General features: G+C 66.0%; 20 protein-coding genes and 1 riboswitch. Of the genes, 3 read left to right on the forward strand and 17 right to left on the reverse strand.

What is annotated here, in order from left to right; all coding sequences use genetic code 11:
• Positions 1 to 23 precede the first annotated feature (23 nt).
• From HH800_RS23050 to HH800_RS23070, 5 genes are all read right to left on the reverse strand, one after another.
• Positions 24 to 743: a DUF2059 domain-containing protein gene (locus tag HH800_RS23050; RefSeq protein WP_169863410.1), complete on the reverse strand. Its 720-nt coding sequence runs from the start codon at positions 741 to 743 to the stop codon at positions 24 to 26.
• Positions 743 to 2,194 carry an NAD(P)-dependent oxidoreductase gene (locus HH800_RS23055; RefSeq protein WP_004209812.1) on the reverse strand — a complete coding sequence of 484 codons (1,452 nt, stop codon included), beginning with the start codon at positions 2,192 to 2,194 and terminating at the stop codon, positions 743 to 745. Before HH800_RS23055 ends, HH800_RS23050 begins: the two co-directional genes overlap by 1 nt.
• Before the next feature lie 165 nt (positions 2,195 to 2,359).
• Positions 2,360 to 3,169: an undecaprenyl-diphosphate phosphatase gene (locus HH800_RS23060; RefSeq protein WP_169862634.1), complete on the reverse strand. Its 810-nt coding sequence runs from the start codon at positions 3,167 to 3,169 to the stop codon at positions 2,360 to 2,362.
• A gap of 183 nt (positions 3,170 to 3,352) precedes the next feature.
• Positions 3,353 to 4,282, reverse strand: a complete 930-nt coding sequence (locus HH800_RS23065; protein ID WP_169862636.1) for a complex I NDUFA9 subunit family protein — start codon at positions 4,280 to 4,282, stop codon at positions 3,353 to 3,355.
• A gap of 102 nt (positions 4,283 to 4,384) precedes the next feature.
• Positions 4,385 to 4,963 carry a TMEM165/GDT1 family protein gene (locus tag HH800_RS23070; protein ID WP_010336962.1) on the reverse strand — a complete coding sequence of 193 codons (579 nt, stop codon included), beginning with the start codon at positions 4,961 to 4,963 and terminating at the stop codon, positions 4,385 to 4,387.
• A 93-nt stretch (positions 4,964 to 5,056) separates the two neighbouring features.
• Positions 5,057 to 5,164: riboswitch (yybP-ykoY riboswitch) on the reverse strand.
• Positions 5,165 to 5,198: 34 nt separating this feature from the next.
• Between HH800_RS23070 and HH800_RS23075 the strand changes: the two genes are divergently transcribed.
• On the forward strand, positions 5,199 to 5,615 hold the full coding sequence (locus tag HH800_RS23075) for a DUF1801 domain-containing protein (RefSeq protein ID WP_169862638.1): 417 nt from the start codon (positions 5,199 to 5,201) through the stop codon (positions 5,613 to 5,615).
• A 10-nt stretch (positions 5,616 to 5,625) separates the two neighbouring features.
• On the opposite strand, the gene HH800_RS23080 is transcribed toward HH800_RS23075, so the two are convergent.
• From HH800_RS23080 to HH800_RS23125, 10 genes are all read right to left on the reverse strand, one after another.
• A complete protein-coding gene (locus HH800_RS23080) occupies positions 5,626 to 6,024 on the reverse strand; it encodes a hypothetical protein (protein WP_004209832.1) in 399 nt (132 codons plus the stop codon).
• A gap of 97 nt (positions 6,025 to 6,121) precedes the next feature.
• Positions 6,122 to 6,682 carry a hypothetical protein gene (locus tag HH800_RS23085; RefSeq protein WP_010336965.1) on the reverse strand — a complete coding sequence of 187 codons (561 nt, stop codon included), beginning with the start codon at positions 6,680 to 6,682 and terminating at the stop codon, positions 6,122 to 6,124.
• A 15-nt stretch (positions 6,683 to 6,697) separates the two neighbouring features.
• Complete coding sequence (locus tag HH800_RS23090) at positions 6,698 to 7,252, reverse strand: demethoxyubiquinone hydroxylase family protein (RefSeq protein WP_037518447.1); 555 nt, start codon at positions 7,250 to 7,252, stop codon at positions 6,698 to 6,700.
• A complete protein-coding gene (locus HH800_RS23095) occupies positions 7,249 to 7,743 on the reverse strand; it encodes a disulfide bond formation protein B (RefSeq protein ID WP_010336967.1) in 495 nt (164 codons plus the stop codon). The genes HH800_RS23090 and HH800_RS23095 overlap by 4 nt, the downstream gene beginning before the upstream one ends.
• 73 nt (positions 7,744 to 7,816) lie before the next feature.
• A complete protein-coding gene (locus HH800_RS23100; RefSeq protein ID WP_004209836.1) occupies positions 7,817 to 9,172 on the reverse strand; it encodes a S41 family peptidase in 1,356 nt (451 codons plus the stop codon).
• Positions 9,173 to 9,284: 112 nt separating this feature from the next.
• Positions 9,285 to 11,162 carry a M48 family metallopeptidase gene (locus HH800_RS23105; protein WP_169862640.1) on the reverse strand — a complete coding sequence of 626 codons (1,878 nt, stop codon included), beginning with the start codon at positions 11,160 to 11,162 and terminating at the stop codon, positions 9,285 to 9,287.
• Between the two features lie 14 nt (positions 11,163 to 11,176).
• Positions 11,177 to 12,427 carry a murein hydrolase activator EnvC family protein gene (locus HH800_RS23110; RefSeq protein WP_169862642.1) on the reverse strand — a complete coding sequence of 417 codons (1,251 nt, stop codon included), beginning with the start codon at positions 12,425 to 12,427 and terminating at the stop codon, positions 11,177 to 11,179.
• 57 nt (positions 12,428 to 12,484) lie between these two features.
• Complete coding sequence (locus HH800_RS23115) at positions 12,485 to 12,907, reverse strand: 23S rRNA (pseudouridine(1915)-N(3))-methyltransferase RlmH (protein ID WP_004209840.1); 423 nt, start codon at positions 12,905 to 12,907, stop codon at positions 12,485 to 12,487.
• Positions 12,908 to 12,960: 53 nt separating this feature from the next.
• Complete coding sequence (gene rsfS, locus HH800_RS23120) at positions 12,961 to 13,350, reverse strand: ribosome silencing factor (RefSeq protein WP_004209841.1); 390 nt, start codon at positions 13,348 to 13,350, stop codon at positions 12,961 to 12,963.
• Positions 13,351 to 13,362: 12 nt separating this feature from the next.
• Positions 13,363 to 13,992: a nicotinate-nucleotide adenylyltransferase gene (locus tag HH800_RS23125; RefSeq protein ID WP_037490839.1), complete on the reverse strand. Its 630-nt coding sequence runs from the start codon at positions 13,990 to 13,992 to the stop codon at positions 13,363 to 13,365.
• A gap of 36 nt (positions 13,993 to 14,028) precedes the next feature.
• On the opposite strand from HH800_RS23125, the gene HH800_RS23130 reads away from it, so the two are divergent.
• Entirely contained in the window at positions 14,029 to 15,045 is a 1,017-nt protein-coding gene (locus tag HH800_RS23130; RefSeq protein WP_169862644.1) for an acyltransferase family protein, read from the forward strand.
• A gap of 12 nt (positions 15,046 to 15,057) precedes the next feature.
• Here HH800_RS23130 and rmuC read toward each other — a convergent pair whose 3' ends face one another.
• The gene (rmuC, locus tag HH800_RS23135; protein ID WP_169862646.1) at positions 15,058 to 16,539 is read right to left on the reverse strand and encodes a DNA recombination protein RmuC; all 1,482 of its coding nucleotides are present in this window, start codon (positions 16,537 to 16,539) and stop codon (positions 15,058 to 15,060) included.
• A gap of 77 nt (positions 16,540 to 16,616) precedes the next feature.
• Positions 16,617 to 17,600: a GlxA family transcriptional regulator gene (locus HH800_RS23140; RefSeq protein WP_169862648.1), complete on the reverse strand. Its 984-nt coding sequence runs from the start codon at positions 17,598 to 17,600 to the stop codon at positions 16,617 to 16,619.
• Positions 17,601 to 17,731: 131 nt separating this feature from the next.
• On the opposite strand from HH800_RS23140, the gene HH800_RS23145 reads away from it, so the two are divergent.
• A complete protein-coding gene (locus tag HH800_RS23145) occupies positions 17,732 to 18,562 on the forward strand; it encodes an alpha/beta fold hydrolase (RefSeq protein WP_169862650.1) in 831 nt (276 codons plus the stop codon).
• Positions 18,563 to 18,618 lie beyond the last annotated feature (56 nt).

An 18,618-nucleotide genomic window follows, 5' to 3' on the forward strand; every position in this document is an offset into this window, starting at 1 on the left:
TGCCGGCGTGCCGGCGTCGATCGTCAGTTTGCCTTTTGCGTGTCCGCCCCGAGCAATGCGGTGAGGCGGTCGCGTTCGGCCTTGGTCAGGTCTTTATAGGTGCGCGGCTTGGGCAGCTTGGCGAGTTCGGCCTGAGAGGATTGCATGATCTCCGGCATGGCCTTCATCATGTCGGGCATGATCTTCTGCATGCGGCCGATATAATGGGGGTCGGTTGCCAGCTGCATGAAGCCCTCGCCGAACTTGGCGCCGGTCGGCGTCTTCAGGAAGGCGGCGATCTGATCCAGCTCGGTCGCATTGTAGCGATAGGCAAATGCCTCCGCCATGCCGGCGCGCATGTCCGGTTCGTAACGGCCCATGAAGCGACCCATGGCCGGCATCATGGTGTTGACGATCACGTCCATCCGCTTGCGGAAATTGGGATCGAGGATCGCCATCATTTCCTCCATCGTGCCTTCGCCCAGACCTTCGGCCCGTTCGGGGTCGATGCCGCCGACCTTCAGGAACTCGCGGATGGGCATCTTGGTCATGCTGTCCATCATCGGGCCCATCATCTTCTGCATCATCGGGCCCATCATCTTTTCCATCGTGCCGTCGGGCAGGATGAGGGCCGCGATCGGCTGCGCCTTGGCGAGCAGCGCCGGATCGACCGGCTGCTCGGCGGCTACAGGCGCCGCCGGCGTCTGCGCCTGCACGGCGACCGGGGCCGCCAGCAGAAACAGGGACAGGAAGGCGAGGCGCATCACGCGGCAACCTTCTCGCTGGCAGCGGCGACGGCCTTGGCCTTGAGATATTTGTGCATATGGTCGGTCACGTCGCGGCCATCGCGGATGGCCCAGACCACCAGCGATGCGCCGCGCACGATGTCGCCGGCGGCGAAGACGCCGTCCATGCTGGTCATCATCGTCTTGTGATCGACGCGCAGCGTGCCCCAGCGGGTGACCGACAGGTCGTCGGCGCCGAACAGGCGAGGCAGGTCTTCCGGGTCATAGCCCAACGCCTTGATGACCAGATCGGCTTCCAGCGTATGCTCGCTGCCCGGATCGGGCTCGGGCGCGCGGCGGCCCGACGCGTCGGGCGAACCCAGGCGCATCTTGGTGACCTTGACGCCGGTGACATGCTCCGTACCCTCGAAGGCGATCGGGGCGGTCAGCCAGACGAACTCGACGCCTTCCTCCTCGGCATTGGCGACTTCGCGCTGCGAGCCGGGCATATTGTCGCGGTCGCGGCGATAGAGGCACTTTACCGACTTGGCACCCTGGCGGATGGCGGTGCGGACGCAGTCCATCGCGGTGTCGCCGCCGCCGATCACGACGACATTCTTGCCGGTGGCGAGCAGGGTGCCATCCTCATGGCCGGGTACGGCATCGCCGAAGCCCGCCTTGTTGGAGGCGGTGAGATAGTCGAGCGCCTTGACCACGCCCGGTGCGCCGACGCCCGGCGCCTTGATGTCGCGGGCCTTGTAGACGCCGGTGGCGATCAGGATCGCGTCATGCTTGGCACGCAGCTGTTCCATGCTGGCGTCGCGGCCGACTTCGAACCCTTCGTGGAAGATGATGCCGCCATCCTTGAGGCGCTGGACGCGGCGCATGACGACATCCTTTTCCAGCTTGAAGCCGGGGATGCCATAGGTCAGCAGGCCGCCGGCGCGGTCGTGCCGGTCATAGACATGCACTTCATAGCCCGCGACGCGCAGATATTCGGCGGTGGTGAGACCGGCTGGGCCGGCGCCGATGACGCCGACCGACTGGCCGCGCGCGGCGCCGGGGACGAGCGGTTCGACCCAGCCTTCCTTCCAGGCGGTGTCGGTGATGAACTTTTCCACCGAGCCGATGGTGACCGATCCGTGGCCGGAAAATTCGATCACGCAATTGCCCTCGCACAGACGGTCCTGCGGGCAGATGCGGCCGCAGATTTCCGGCATGGTGCTGGTCAGGTTCGACAGTTCATAGGCTTCGCGCAGGCGCCCTTCGGCGGTCAGGCGCAGCCAGTCGGGGATATGATTGTGCAGCGGGCAATGGGTCGAGCAATAGGGCACGCCGCATTGCGAGCAGCGCGACGCCTGTTCCTCGGCCTTGTCCAGAATGAAGGACTTGCTGATTTCCAGAAAGTCCTCGGCGCGCGCATCAGCGCCGCGCTTTTCCGGATAGGCCTGTTCCTTGCCCACGAACTTCAGCATCGGATTTTCAGCCATGGCATTTCCCTGCAACGATTGTTTGCAGTGCGCATAGCAGGAAAACCCGCGGAGTCACGCGGATTCTGGTATTTAAGACAGCTAAGCTGACCTATTATCTGGCGGTTTGAGAAAAGACTGTCGCGGCGCTGTAATTATCTTTCAAATATTAGGTCCGTATCGGACTTATCTCAGGCTGAGCCAGACCAGCGCGCCGATGCCGGCAATGATTCGATACCAGGCAAAGGGCGCGAAGCCATGGCGCGACACCAGGCCGACGAACCATTTGATCACCAGCAGCGCGACGATGAAGGAGACGACGAAGCCGAGCGCGATGCTGTCCCAGCCGACCTGGGCGCTGGTGAGCTGGTCGCCCTTCTTGAGCAGTTCCAGCGTCGAGGCGCCGAGCATGGTCGGGATGGCGAGGAAGAAGCTGAATTCCGCAGCGGTGCGGCGCTCGACGCCCAGGGTCAGTGCGCCCATGATGGTCGCGCCCGAGCGGCTGACGCCCGGCACCATGGCGAGGCACTGGATGAAGCCGATGCCGATGACGCGGACCAGCGGAATGTCGGCGATGCCGTGGAAGCGCTGTTCCCTGATCAGGCGTTCGATCACCAGGATGGCGACGCCGCCGACGACCAGGGCGCACGCGACCACACGGGGCGATCCGAGCAGCGTGTCGATATAATCGTGCAGGGCAAGGCCGATGACGACGGCGGGGATGAAGGCGACCAGCAGGTTGCGCACGAAGCGGATGCTGACCGGATCGAGGCGGAGCAGGCCCATGGCCACCGCCCAGAAGGTGCGCCAGTAGAGGACGACGACGGCGAGGATCGCGCCGAGCTGGATCATGACGTTGAACATCGCCCAGACCGACGCATCATAGCCGAGCAGCTCGCTCGCCAGGATGAGGTGGCCGGTCGAGGACACGGGGAGAAATTCGGTCAATCCCTCCACGATGCCGAGCAGGATGACCGTCAGATAATGCATGTCCATGGGGATGTCGGATCCTCAAGCAGGGGGCGCATAAGCCAAGCCCTCCCCCCGCGAAGGGAGAGGGCCGGGCAATGCCTATATGTCAGGGATGCACCATGCCGCAGTGCAGCGAAAAGGCAAAGCGGCATGGCCACGGCCGGTCGTGGCCGATCATCGGCCCGTCGAGCCGATGGCGGGAATGGATCAGGCCTTCACGCGGCCGGCGAAGCGGCCATGCTTGCGATAGGGGACCATCCAGCGTTCGGCGACGGCGGCCATCGGCGTGGGCGCGACGCCCAGCGCCTCAAGGCCCGGCGCGCCGGGCGCGGCGACATTGTCCTGGCCCAGCATGGCAAGCTGGTCGCGGGTGATCGGGCCGCCGGGCAGCATCGCCAGCAGCGAGGCGAAGGCGCCGGGCACTTCGACCAGCGGCTTGTCGCCACGGCCGATCGCCTTGGCGACCCAGGCGTTGATTTCCTTCATGCTCATGACCTGCGGGCCGGCGAGTTCGAAGGTCTTGCCGCCAAAGAGGCCGGGCTGCTGCGCCGCGTTGGCGATCGCCTCGGCAACGTCGCCGACATAGACGGGCTGGAATTTGGTGGCGGCGCCGATCACCGGCACGACCGGGCCGCTGCTGGCGACGCCGGCGAAGCGATTGAGGAACTGGTCTTCCTGGCCGAAGATGATCGACGGGCGCACGATGGTCGCGGTCGGGAAGGCGGCCAGCACGGCCGCTTCGCCCGCAGCCTTGGACCGGCCATAGGCCGAGGGGCTGGCCGCATCGGCGCCGATCGCCGAGACATGGACCAGCGCGGTGACGCCGGCGGCGGCCGCCGCCTTGGCGACATTGGCGGCGCCCTCATGCTGGACCGCGTCGAAATCGCCGCTGAGGATGCCGACCAGGTTGATGACGATGTCGCTGCCGTGCAGGGCGCGGGCGACGGTGTCGGGCTTGCGGATATTGGCCGCGACGAACTGGGTCTGGCCCAGATTGCCGAGCGCCTTCACCTTGACCGAATTGGCGAGGTCGCGCTGGGCGATGCGCACGCGCGCGCCGCGAGCCATCAGCGCTTGGGCGACCTGGCGCCCGAGAAAGCCGCCGCCGCCGAAGATGGTTACCAGATTGTCCTTCATCACGCGCGTCCCATGCTGTTCGAAAAGGGGAAAGTTCGTGCCGTTTCCCATGCAACTTCCGCCGCCCGCTGACAACCGCCCGCCGGCGGCGGCGTTCCGATTTTACCCGATCCAGCCCTGCAGTCCGGCGATCATCCACAGGCCCAGCAGCAGGAAGAGCAGGGCGGCGCCGACCTGCAGCGCGCGCATCGGCACGCGCTTCGCCAGCGCCTCGCCGAACAGCACGGCGGGGACATTGGCCAGCATCATGCCACAGGTGGTGCCCGCGGTGACGGCGAGCAGATTGTCGAACTGGGCGCCCAGCGCCACGGTCGCCACCTGCGTCTTGTCGCCCATCTCGACCAGGAAGAAGGCGACCAGGGTGGTCACGAACACGCCGGCCTTGGACGGGGCCTTCAGCGGCGCATCCTCATCGATCTTGTCGGGCACCAGCGTCCAGAGCGCCATGGCGATGAAGCTGCCTGCCACGGCATAGCGGAACCAGGGCTGGGTCAGCACCCCGGCGATCGAATGGCCGACCAGCGCGGCGAGGAAATGATTGGCGATGGTGGCGACGAAGATGCCCAGGATGATCGGCACCGGCTTGCGAAAGCGGGTGGCGAGCAGCATGGCCAGCAACTGCGTCTTGTCGCCCATTTCGGCAAGCGCGACGAGGGCGGTGGAGGTGAGGAAGGCTTCCATGAAGAACGTCCGGGCCGGGCTCTGACAAAAGACACAATGCCACCGTCTTCCCCGCCCGGCCGGACTGGGAAGCCGATGCCATTGGTCTCGCCCGATGCGGCTGATACCGCATCCCATATGCCATGGCCTCTCGGCCAAATATGTTGACATATGGCCCGTCCCGTCAGCGGAACGGCTGGCTACTCCCCAGATGACGCGCTAGCCTGTAGTCGGACAGGCCGCGAAAGGCAAGCCGATGGCGACGGGCGAGAACAAGACCACGGAGACGATGGCGGATGTCGCCGCCTATCTCGACACGGTCGAACCGGCCGAGCGACAGGCGGATGGTCGGGTCGTCGCGGCGTTGATGGCGCGGCTGTCGGGCGAGTCGCCGCGGCTGTGGGGGCCGAGCATCATCGGCTTTGGCCGCTATCATTATCGCTATGACAGCGGGCGCGAGGGCGACATGTGCCGGATCGGCTTTGCGCCGCGCAAGGCGGAGCTGGTCTTCTATCTCGCCGGTCTGGATGACGCCGATTTCACGGCATTAGGCAGGCATCGGCGCGGCAAGGGCTGCCTCTATGTCAAGCGGCTGGCCGATATCGACATGGGGACGCTGGAGGCGCTGATCGCGCAGAGTCTGGCGCATATGGACGGGCTGTATCCGCGCTAGGGCAAGCAGCTCAGGGCGTGCTGCTGCTCTGCTGCATCCGCCGTTCGGCGAACCATTGCTGCAGCATCTGGGCGGTGCAGCCGGTAAAGCCGTTGCTGCCGATGGCCGAGCAGCTGTTGGGCAGGATCTGGCGCTGGGTCTGTTCCATCGTCGCGACCTGGCTGCCCCAGCCGGGGCCACCCACTTCTTCGGGCTTTTCGCGCAGCTTCTTGGGGATGCGATAGCGTTCGGATTCGGGCTTGCGGGCGCAGACCACGATTTCCTCGCCCTGGCCCGTCGGGCAGGGATCATCGCCATAGACGATGAGGTTGAAGATCTTCTGCGGCGGATCATCCTGGGCGACGGCCGGCGCGGCGGGCAGGGCCAGCGCGGCCAGGCCGGCGATCAGCAGGGGGCGGGGGAGACGCATCATCAATTCCTTCATTCGCCCCGGTTGCACCCCGTTCGTCCCGCGCTGCACTGGCGCGGGATCGATATGAACAGACGCCGCAGGACGCCCCATGCCGTCACGGCCGGGGCGGGACTTCCTGTTCCTGCGCCTTCTTGGCATCGGCGTCGGCCTTTTCCTCGGCCAGAACGCGCTTTTCGATCGCCTCGCTGTCGGCGTCGATGGTCGACAGGCGCCTGGCGCGCTCGGCTTCGACCAGATCCTTCCAGCTGGCATTGTCGGCCTGCTGCCGTTCCGCCTTGGCGAGGCGCGACAGCTTGGCGAAGCAGCCGGTGGCGCCGCCGCCGCCGACCGGCGAGCAGCTTTCGGTGCCGTCGCGACCGACATATTCCATCGACTTCACCCGCTCGCCCCAGGCCTGGTTGCTGGGCTTGTTGGGGTCGCCGCGCAGCGGCTCGGGAATGCGGTAGCGTTCCTCCTCGCCCTTGCGCGCGCACACGACGATGCCGTCGCCCTGGCTCTGGGGACAGGCATCATCGCCATAGACGATGACCAGATTGACCTTTTCGGAGCCGGTGCTGGTGGCGGCCGTGGGGGCACTGTCCTGCTGTGCGAGCGCGGGGGCGGCGGTGCCCAGCATCAGGCCTGCGGCCAGAGCGATCAACGGGGTCTTCATCATCGGTCCGTCCCTTGTTCAGATGCGCTTCGAAAGCGCGATGGCGGCGCGGCAACCCAGGCGGATCGCGCCGGACAGCAGCGGATAGGCCGGGGCCTGTTCCGCGCCATGGGCGATGGCGGCGTCGCGATGCTCGACCTCCTCCGCCTGGAAATCCTTGATCAGGGCAGAGAGTTCCGGATCATCCTCGCCCAGTTGCTGCAACTGTTCCTCATAATGAAGGTCGATCTCGGTCTCGATCGCGGCGGTGCAGGCCATGGCGGCCTTTGGCCCCATCGCGGCGGTCACGGCGCCCAGCGCGAAGCCGGCGACATTCCAGATCGGATGGATCGCGGTCGGCCGTACGCCGCGTTTGGCGATCAGCGCGTCGAAAGCGGCGCGATGGCGTTCCTCCTGCGCGGCCATGCCGGCGATCAGCCGGCCATAGGGATGGCGATCGCCCATCACCGCAAGCTGGCCGGCATAGATGCGCACCGCGCCGAATTCGCCGGCCTGGTCGACGCGCACCATGGAGGCGCGATCGGTTACGTTGGTGCGACGTCCGGGACGCGGGAAATCCTTGGTGGCGCTCATGCCTTCCTCGCTTTCAGCAGCAGGGCCAAGATGGCGAGCGCGGCCGCGCCCGACAAGAGGCCGTTATAGCCTGCCAGCGAAATGCCGAAGAGGCTCCAGGGCGCGACATCGCAGCGGGTGATCGGCGTCGCCATGATCTGGCTCAAAATATCGGCGCTGCTGCCGCCGGTCGGCGTGGTCGAGCAAGCGGTCAGCCCTTCCCACCAGCCATATTCGACCCCGGCATGGAACAGGCCGATGGCGCCGCTGATGCCGATGGCGATGCCGGCGAAACCGGCGAACAGGCCACTCATGCAGGCGCGGCCGCGCAGCGCATAGGCGACCAGCGCCAGCGGGATCGCGGCCATATGGGGGTAACGCTGCCACCAGCACATTTCGCACGGATGCAGCCCACCCAGATATTGGGAGGCATAGGCCGTGCCCAGCGCGATCACGGGTACGAGCAGGGCAAGCAGGCGGGCGCGGCCCAGGGCGGGGGACAAGCTGTTCATATCGCCCGCTTAAACCCTTGTCCGCCTTTCGTCATGCTGAACTTGCCCGTCCGGTCATCCGAACGGGCACGACTCATTTCGCGCCGGGCTTGCGCGCAGCGGCCTGCTGGGCCTGGGCGATGGTGGCGCCCGGCGTGCCGGCGAGGCGGGAAATGGTCTTGAGCGCATAATCGAGCTGGAAGTCCTCGATCCCCTTCTTCTTCAGCTCCTCGGCCGTCTGGGCGAAGCGCGGATCCTCCTTGCTATCCTCTTCCAGCGCGGCGTCGTCGGTCTTGATCTCGTTGATCAGGTGGCGGCGCAGGTCGCTTTCGCGGAACTTGGGGCGGTCCTTGTAATCCGGGTCGCTGAGCTGCGGCACCTTGATGTCCGGCTGGATGCCGCCTTCCTGCACGCTGCGGCCTGAAGGCGTGAAGTAGCGCGCGGTGGTGAGCTTGAGCGCGGTGGTGTTCGACAGCGGCAGCATGGTCTGGACGGAACCCTTGCCGAAGCTGCGTTCGCCCATGATGAGCGCGCGATGCTGGTCCTGCAGCGCGCCGGCGACGATTTCGGAGGCCGATGCGGAGCCCGCATCGACCAGCACGATCACCGGCAGGCCCTTCGCATCATCGCCGGGCTTGGCATAATAGCGTTCGACATCGCCCTTGTTGCGGCCGCGCTGCGACACGATCTCGCCGCGCTCCAGGAAGACGTCGCTGGTCGACACCGCTTCGTCCAGCAGGCCGCCGGGGTTGGAGCGCAGGTCGAGGATATAGCCGGTCGGCTTGTGGCCCAGGCTCTTGTCGATGCTGCGGATCGCCGAGCGGACATCGGCGCCGGTATTGGCCGAGAAGCTGACGATGTTGATGACGCCGATATTGTTTTTCACTTCCCACTTCACCGGCTTGATCTCGATGATCTCGCGGGTGAGGGTGAGGTCGATCGGCTTGTCGCGGCCGGTGCGCACGATGGTCAGCTTGATGCTGGTGCCGGGCGCGCCGCGCATCTTGTCCACCGCCTCGTCCAGCGTGCCGCCATAGATGAGCTGGCCGTCGATGTGGGTGATATAGTCGCCCGCCTTGATCCCGGCGCGCCAGGCCGGCGTGTCCTGGGTCGGGGCGATCACCTTGACCGCGCCATCCTCCTGCGTGACCGACAGCCCAAGGCCGCCATAGCTGCCCTCGGTCTGCGTACGCAGATTCTGGAAATCGCGCGCATCGAGGAAGCTGCTGTGGGGATCGAGGCTGGCAAGCATGCCGTCGATCGCGCCCTTGATCAGCTTTTCGTCGTCGACCTTCTCGACATAGTCGCTGCGGACCTTCTGGAAGACGTCCATGAATTCGTCGAGCGCCTTGTAGCTCGATGCCTCGCCATCGGCGAGCGCCGCGGTGGTGGCGGGGATGAGCGCAAGCGCGCCGAGCGCGACCGCGCCCTGCAGGAAGGTGGATTTCATGGCTGTCCTTGGAGTCCGCATCAAGGGATCGATATACGTCGATTCGCTATCCAACGCAAAAGCGCGCTTCGACCAATGTTGCCTGGCGTCGATGAGCGTGGGGTTAATGGGTTCAATTCACGATGCTGCTGTCGGGAAGGCGGCGGATGCGATTGAACAGCCAGCGCCGCTTGAAACTGCGCTCCAGACCGATGAGGTCGCCGGCGGGTAGCATCGCTTCGATGAGCGCATCCAGCACCTGAGTGGCGACATGCTCCTTGCGCGCGGAAAAGACGAAGACGATCTGGGGAGCGTCGGCATGGTCCATGTCGCGCAGCGCCGCATGGAGTGTCGCGACACCGGGTATACCGTCAATGAGAGCAGTGAGCCGTTCGCGAAGATCCGGGGAAAGTGGCCGAAGTCGGGCGGTTTCATCAATTCCGTTCGCCTCATGACGGGCGGCTTCTTCCATCCGTTCCGCTTGTTCCAGTGGCGCGAAATAGGGAGCTGCCTCCTCAGGTCTGCCAGAGCGCAGCAGATAGTCGACGATATGGCGATAGGCATGGGGTAGGAGGGCACGTTCCCCATCTGCCGCAGCGAGCAGTAGGTCGATCCCTGCATCGTCTCCCGTGGCGAGCAGCATGTCGCCTTGCCGGAAACGGGCGTCGTTTGCGTTGGGATGCAGGGCGAGCACAGCGGCATAGGCTTGCGCAGCCGATTGCGGCGTATCGATGGCTTCGGTCAGGGCGGCATAGCGATAGAGTTGATCGCGTGATGTCGCGCCCCCAGCGATCTGATCGGCGATCGCCTGCCGTTCCGCTTCGTCCGCCTGTCTCTGTGCATGTTCGTCAGCCCATAAGGCATCCGCCCAGTCGTGCCACTGCTCGTCGAAATGGACGATGATGGGGGTGAGCGTTTCGCCTAGCAGCGGTTCCGCGGCCGTTTCTTGCAGTCGGGCTGGCAGGTCGGCGGATTGTGACAGGGCGGCAAGCCTCTGGGCAAGGGTCGGGTGCGTGTCGTGACGATCGGCGGATCTGCCCAGTTCCCGGTCGATCATGGTCTGGTCGGCCGGATCGTCTTCGGTAAAGACTGATGCGATGGTGGTGAGTGGTGATCGAGGTGGATCAGGACGCAATGGTGCCTGGTCCCAGACCAGCCGCCATGCCGTGTCGAAGCGACCGGCTTGTGCTGCCACACGCAGCAAGGCGTCAGCCATGATGCGCGGTCCCACAGCGGTTGCGGCGACATGGTCGGCCTCATATTCTTGCCGCCGTGCTAGGGTGAAACTGTAGGCCGCAAACCAGGGGCCATACCAACCGAAAAAGCGCCGTAACAGGCCCGCGACGATCCCGTCCGGCAGCCGCTCCTCGACCTGCGCCCAGCGTTGGCGGACACGATAGACAAAGCCGCTCGCATGACCATGATCGCCCACGAAATGGCCGAATTCATGCGCGATGACAGCCTCCACTTCGGCGGGGCTGAGGGCCGACAATAACGGCAGTCCAAGGTAGAGGCGGTTGCGGGCGCCAAGGAAAAGAGACCCGCTGTCCTGTACGATCGCAGCGTTCATCTGATCGATAATGCGCACATCATGGATGACCGGGCCACCGGTTGCGGCGCGTATCCGTTCGATCATGTCGAAGAGCGCAGGGGCTGTGTCCGGTTCCACCCTCACCCCCTCGGGCGGCGGCACGGTGACCCAGAGCGCCTTTATCAACGCGAAGGATAGCAGGCCAAAAACTATGGCCATTTTCACTTCGGCAGCGATTCCGGTGCGGGTAGTGACCATCAAGACAATCATCGCGATGGTCAGTCCAGTCAGGAGTGCCAGCAAGCCGAGGATGACGACATAGCCGAGCAGGCCTGCCAGCACGACCCGTCGCCGATAGGCAGACGAATTGTGCGCTGCCGATTGCTCCAGCGCTGCGATCATCTGGTTGAACCGGGCGTCAGGCACGACGGTCTGCCCCCAGCCCGTTGAAGCGCCTTCTCCCACTCGGATACTCTTCAACTGGTTCCCCCTATCTAGCCCAGCCCCACCAGCGGCACGATGTCCACCGGGCGGCCGTTGCGGCGCAGTTCGATGGTGACGGTGGGGCGGCCCTGGGCGGCGGTGAGGCCGACCGGGTCGCCCTGGCGCACGGTCTCGCCGACCTGGGCGGTGACGCGGTGCAGGCCGGTGATGAGGGTGGTCCAGCCCTGGCCATGGTCGATGATGAGGATCTGGCCATAGCCGCGATAGGGGCCGGCAAAGGCGATGCGGCCGGCGGTCGGCGCGACCGCCTGAGCGCCGGCCTGGGTTACCAGGGTCAGGCCGCGCGATCGCACGCCGCCGTCATTCACCTCGCCCATGCCGGTGACGAGCTGGCCGACGACTGGCAGGCGATAGGGCGGCGGGCCGCTGTCCAGCGTCTCGCGGTCGGGCGCGGGGGCGCCGGCCCGGTCGGGGCGGGCGGGGCGCAGCAGCGGACCGGACAGTTGCGCCAGGCGGTCGCGCAGGTCGCTCGCCACCTCCAGCTGGTCCATCAGGTCGACAATGTCGCGCGCTTTCTCGCCCAGCGCCAGCGCGCGTTCGCTCTCCAGCCCGGCATTGGCGCGATAGTCGCGGGCGGCGACGCGCTTTTGCGTTTCGAGCTGGCGCAGGGCGGCCTGTCGATCGGTGAGGTCGCGGCGGCTCTTGGTCAGGGCGTCGGCGGCCTGCTGCGCGGTGGCGCGGATCGCGCGGCTGCGGTCCAGTTCGGCGCGCAGGCCCGCGGTGCGCTGTTCGATCACCGGCAGCACCTGCCCCAGCACCGCGCGCATATGGACGGCGTCGCTGATCGATCCGGGCTGGATGAGGGCAAGGGCGAGCGGGCGGCGGCTCATCATCTGCAGCGCGGCGGTCAGGCGCACCACCGGCTCCTGCCGGGCGGCGAGGCGCGCGGCCTGGGCGCGCTGCATGCGGGCGATAATGGCGATGCGGGCCTGGGCGGCCTGCACATCGGCCTCGGCCTGCTGGATGCGGGCGGCCATGGCGGCGGCGCGGCGGCCGGCCTGTTCGGCCTCGTCACGGGCCATGCCGGCCTGCCGCTCCAGCCGGACCGATCGGTCGGCGGCCTCGACCGACTGGCGGCGGGCGTCGCGCAGCGCCTTCTGTTCCTGTGCCAGCGTGGTGCCGGCGGTGCCGGGCAGGATGATCGCGGCATCGTCCGCGGCGGGCAGGCGCGTGGCGACAAGGGCCAAGATGCCGGCCAGTGCGATGCCCGTGATGCTGTTGCTGATGATGCTGCGCTTCAACCGCTTGTCCCGCCCGATAGGGCTTTGACTAGGCGCAAGCCGTGGGCATGTCGAGCCTCAGCCTTCGCGGTGATAGGGGTGGTTGGCGAGGATAGAACAGGCGCGCCACAGCTGTTCGGCGAGCATGGCGCGGGCGATCATGTGTGGCCAGGTCATGGCGCCAAAGGCGATCAGCAGGTCGGCATTGGTCCGTTCGGCATCGTCGAAGCCGTCGGCGGCGCCGATCAGGAAGCGGATCTCGCGCGTGCCGGTGTCGCGCCAGCCCTCGATCCGCCGGGCAAAGTCCATCGAGGAAAGCTGCTTGCCCTTCTCGTCGAGCATGACCGTCACCGTGCCGGGGCCGACGGGCGGCAGCTTGCCGCCCCGGTCGGGCATTTCGGTGATCTTGTGCGGCATGGTCAGCCGCTTGACATAGCGGTCGACCAGGTCGGCTTCGGGCGAGCGCCCGATCTTGCCGCGCGCGATGATGTGGAGGAGCATGGCTCCCCCCTAGCCTGTCATCGCGCCCATGTCGAAGGGCGCGACGGCAAGGATCAGGCGTTGCCCGCGACCGGTGCGTCGACGAAGCCCCACATCCGTTCCAGATTGTAGAAGCTGCGCACTTCCGGCTTGAACAGATGGACGATCACGTCGCCGGCATCGATCAGCACCCAGTCGGCGACCGGCAGGCCTTCGACCCGCGCGGAGCGGCCGGTGGCCTTCTTGATCCGTTCGGCCAGATGCTGGGCGATCGCCGCGACCTGACGCGACGAACGGCCGCTCGCGATCACCATATGATCGGCGATGCTGCTCTTGCCTTCGAGGGGGATGGAGATGGTTTCCTGCGCCTGGTCGTCGTCGAGCGACTGCATGACAAGGGCGTGCAGGGCGGCCACGCTATCGGCGGCAGGCGCCGTATCGTTGGCAGGGGCGAGGTTAGTCAATTAAACTCCAATCTAGACGATCATCCGGCGCGTGAGCGGATCGCGCACACACGTTGCTTCATATTCGCGATGCCAGAGGGGGTCCGCCTGCCGTAGCAGGGTTGCCGATCTTGGATCAGGGCGAAAGCGCAATAGCACGAGCGCCGGTGGTCTCCAATTCGTCCAGTCTGCACTCTGGCGCGCGGACCGGACGAAGCGCCGCAGCCAGCTCATGGCCGTAGAGCCACGGGCAGCGTCATCATAGCCCGGACGGGCGATGACGGCAATGGGCATCTGTCGCGCAATGCCGCGCCAGTCGCGCCATTGGCCAAATTGCGCCAGATTGTCGGCGCCCATCAGCCAGACGAAGCGGTTGCGGGGGTAGCGCTGGCGGAGCGCACGCAGCGAGTCGACGGTGTAGCGGGTGCCCAATTGCCGCTCGATCGCCGTGGCACGAATCGGCGCGCGGCGGGCGATTTTCTGCGCATGGGCAAGGCGGACCGGCAGCGGCGCCATGCCCCTGGCGGGCTTCAACGGATTGCCGGGCGATACCAGCCACCAGATTTCGTCGAGACCCAGGGCGTCCCTGGCGAACAGCGAAATGGCGCGATGCCCGCCATGCGCCGGATTGAAGGAGCCGCCAAGCAGGCCGATCTTTTTCATGGGGGCAAGCCATGCCAGCGCCGGGGCGGGGCGGCAATGGGCAGATTCTTAAGGCTTGCCCGCTATAGCCGCGCCATGCAGGGGCGGCTGATCGGATTCGATGGATTGCGCGGGATCGCCGCGCTCAGCGTCCTGCTGTTCCATGCGCTGACCTGGGCCACCGGGGCGGCGCGGGGCAATGGCTATCTGGCGGTCGACTTCTTCTTCATGCTGAGCGGCTATGTGATGGCGCGCACCTATGAAGCGCGGCTGGGGCAGGGGCTTTCCACCAGCGCGTTCGTCCGCGCGCGATATCGGCGTTTCCTGCCGGTTATGGCCGCCGCTGGGCTGATCGCGCTGCCCGGCTTCCTCCTCACCAATGAGATGTCGCTCTGGCCGGTGGCCCTCGCCAATCTGCTGCTGATTCCCAGCCTCTTCGCCGGGCGTCTCTATCCGTTGAACGGGCCGGCCTGGTCGATCCTCCTGGAACTGATCGCCAATATGGCCCACGGCCTTGTCCTGCGCCGCTTGTCGACCAGAATATTGGTGCATGTCGTGCTGCTGAGCGCGACCCTGTTCGCGGTTGTCGCCAGTCGTGTGGGGATGGACGTGGGGGCGCAGCCTGCCAGCTTCTTCTTCGGCCTGCCGCGGGTGATGTGCGCCTATGGCATGGGGGTCATATTGTGGCGCTGGTGGCGCGACAGGCCGACCATAGCGGTTCCGCCGCTGGCGGCCCTGGTCGCGATGCCGCTCTATTTCGGCATCGGCACGATGATCGACGCGGATGGCTGGATTAGCGGCATGGTCTTCATCCTGCTGGTCTGTCCGCTGATGCTGGCGGGCGGGCTTCGCTGGCAGCGACAATCGCGGTGGATGACGGCGGCGGGCGCACTTTCCTTTCCGCTTTATGCCGTTCATGCCCCGGTCTGCATGACGGGGCTGATGCTGGGCGTGCCCGTGGCTGGCGGGGTTGCCGCCAGCCTGGCGATTGCGGGGCTGATTGCCTGGGTGCAGGCCCGGCCGCGCCGTCCGGGATCCGCGACGCTTCCGTCCGCGCCTTTGGCTGCAAGCTAGCCCCAGACGATCCTATTCCGCCGCCGGCAGGGCGCGCGCCTCGTCGGCCTGGGCGTCGCGGGCGAGGACGTCGAGCGGTTCCATCGCCTCGATCTCCTTGCCGCCGGTCTCGATGTCGAGATCGCGGAACTTGCGGCCGGTGGAGAGGACACGCGTCTCGAAGCTGCCGATGAAGCTGTTATAGTTGGAGACTGCGCTGTTGAGGCCCGAGCCCAGCTTGCGCAAATGGGTCGCGGCGACGGACAGGCGCTCATAGAGTTCCTTGCCAAGCTGGCCGACCTGCTGCGCCTGTTCCTGCATCTTGGCCTGGCGCCAATGGCCCGCCAGCGTGCGGGCGAGTGGCAGGAAGGTGGCGGGGCCGCAGATGATGACGCGATTCTTGGCGGCGCGTTCCCAAAGCTCCATGTCCGCCTCCAGCGCCGCAGTGACGAAATTGTCGCCCGGCACATACATGATGACGAAGTCAGGGGCCTTGTCGAACTGTTCCCAATAGGCCTTGCGCCCCAGTGCGTCGGCATGGGTGCGCATCGCGCGGGCATGGTCGAGCATATGGGCGTCACGCTGCGCCGGATCGACCTGATCGACCGCGTTCAGATAGGCGACCAGCGAGCATTTGACGTCGACCACCATCTGCTGGTCGCCCGGCAGGTTGATGACGAAGTCCGGGCGCAGGCGGCCGTCCTCGACCGCGACCGACACTTCTTCCTTGAAGTCCACGAAGGGGGAAAGGCCGGCGGTTTCGATGAGATTCTTGAACTGCTGCTCGCCCCAGCGGCCGCGGGTCTTGGGCGCAGCGCGCAGGGCATTGACCAGCTTGGCCGTTTCCTCGCGCACCTGCCCCTGGCCCAGATGAACCTGCTGCACCGCTTCGCGCAGTTCGGCATAGCTGCCGACCCGGTCCTTCTCGACGCGGGCGAGGCCCTCCTCATAACGCTTGAGCGTGGTTTCGACCGGATTGAGCAACGTCTTCAACTGCGCCTCGCTCTTCTCGCTCGCCTGGGCGAAGCGCTGGTCGGCGCGGGTCAGGAACTGGGTCTGGGCGGATTCGAGCAATTTGCCGCCGATTTCGCTGAACTGGGCAGAGAGCTGTTCCTTGGCATCCTTGAGCGCGGCGATCTGCTGCTCGAACGCCTGGGTGCGGGCATGGATGTCGGACTGGAGCGCGGCGAGGTCACGCAGGGCGTTCTCGCGCTCGGTCTGGATCGCCTCGATACGCTGGCTGGCGGCGGCCTGCAGCGCCTCGATCCGCTGTTCGGACGCCGCCTGCGCGGATTCGAGCCGGGCGAGCTGGCTCATGCCTTGCGCGACCCGTTCCTTCTCCACCGCCAGTTCGGCGATCGCGCCGTTGCGCTGGGCAGCGGCGATGTCGAGCTTGCCGGCCAGATCGGCCTTTTCGGCGGTCAGCGGCGCCAGCGCCTTGCCCTTGAGCAGCCAGCCGACGGCCAGGCCGATCAGCAGCGCGACGGGAATGAGAAGGGCGGCGAGGCTGTCCATAACTATCCTTTTTGGGAACGAAACAAGAACCTAGCGGGCCGCGTCGAAGGTCGCAAGAACCTTCCTCATGCCTGCCGTCATGCCGCCTGTGCGCTGGGCGCGGCAAAGCGGGCGCGATAGTCGCCCGGCGACAGGCCGACCAGGCGATGGAACAGCTTGCGGAAGGCGGCAGCATCCTCATAGCCGACGCTCCAGGCGATCTGGTCGATCGTGCGCCGGGTAAATTCCAGATGCTCGCGCGCCTTTGCTACGCGCAGATGCTGGACATATTCGATCGGGGTCATGGCCGTTGCCGCCTTGAAGCGGCGCTGGAAGGTGCGTTCCTCCAGCGCGGCCTGCGCCGCCATCTCGGTGACGCTGACTGCCTTCGCCTCGCGCGCGGCGAGCCAGTGCTGCACCTTCAGGATCGGCTCATCGCCATGGGTCAGGCGCGGCAGGAAGCGGGCGAAATGCTTCTGTTCCCGCCCGGCGGTGTCGATCAGCAGGAATTTGGCGGTGTCGAGCATCACCGTGGGGCCGAGCAGCCGGTCGACCAGCCGCATGCCAAGGTCGGTCCAAGCCATCAGCCCGCCGGCGGTGATGATGTCGCCATCGTCGATGACGATGCGGTCGCAATCGAGCTTCACGGCGGGGAAGCGGGCGCGGAAGGCGTCGGCGAACCACCAGTGGGTGGTGGCCGGGCGGCCGTCGAGCAGGCCGGTTGCCGCCAGCAGGAAGGCGCCGCCGCAATTGGAGGCGAGCGTCGCCCCGGCGGCATGGCGATCGAGCAGCCAGCGGGCATAGGGCGCGGCTTCCTCCGCCTCGGGCACGCCGGTCAGGCGGCCGGGGACCAGCCAGATGTCGGGCGTGCCGCCCAATCCTTCATGCGTGTCATAGCTGCGGCTGAAACAGCCGTCATCGCCCATCTGCCAATGGCTGACGTGCACCACCGGGCCGCCATGCTGGACCGAGAACTGCCCGGCAATGTCGATCAGGTCGGTCATGCCGTGGACCATCGCCTGCTGGCAGTTGCGGTAGAGCAATATGCCCACTTCGGCGCGCGGAAGGCTGCTGTCGGCCATATCCTGGTCCTTTGTCGGAATCGGCCCGCTTAATGTCGGAACCGCCAATCCCGATCCTCCGCCATCGGCCCTAATAGTGCAAGCACAGGGCGTGAAGGACGCCCTTCTGGAACAGAAGAAGGGAATTTCACATGAGCAACTATGTCACCACCAGGGACGGCACCCGCATCTTCTACAAGGATTGGGGACCGCGCGACGGCCAGCCGATCATCTTCTCCCATGGCTGGCCGCTCAGCGCCGATGCCTGGGACGCGCAGATGGTCTATTTCGCCAATCAGGGCTTCCGCACCATTGCCCATGATCGCCGCAGCCATGGCCGGTCGGACCAGGTGTGGGACAATAATAATATGGACCAATATGCCGACGATCTGGCTGATCTGATCGCGGCGCTGGACCTGTCCGACGTCATCCTGGTCGGCCATTCGACCGGCGGCGGCGAAGTCACCCGCTATATCGGCCGCCATGGCACCAGCCGGGTCGCCAAGCTGGCGCTGATCGGTGCGGTGCCGCCGCTGATGCTGAAGACCGAAGCGAATCCGGGCGGCCTGCCGATCGACGTGTTCGACGGCATCCGCAAGGGTACGTTCGACAATCGCAGCCAGTTCTTCAGGGATCTGACTGTCCCCTTCTACGGCTATAACCGGGAGGGCGCGGTCATCTCCGAAGGCATCGTGCAAGAATTCTGGCGGCAGGGGATGATGGGCGGCCTCAAGGGGCAGCTCGACTCGATCCGCGCCTTTTCCGAAAGCGATTTCCACGCTGACCTGGCGAAGGTCGATGTGCCTACGCTGGTCCTGCATGGCGATGACGACCAGATCGTGCCGATCGGCGCGGCGGCCCTGTCGACCGTCAAGGTCGTTACGGATGCAGTGCTGATCGTGTATGAAGGCGCCGACCATGGGCTGACGCAGACTCACCAGGACCGGTTCAACGCCGACCTGCTCGATTTCATCAACGGCTGACAATCAACCACTTACCTCCGTTCGGTTCGAGCTTGTCGAGAACCCGTTCTCGATAC

Source organism: Sphingobium yanoikuyae (assembly GCF_013001025.1).
In the GTDB taxonomy this organism is placed as follows: Bacteria; Pseudomonadota; Alphaproteobacteria; order Sphingomonadales; family Sphingomonadaceae; genus Sphingobium; species Sphingobium yanoikuyae_A.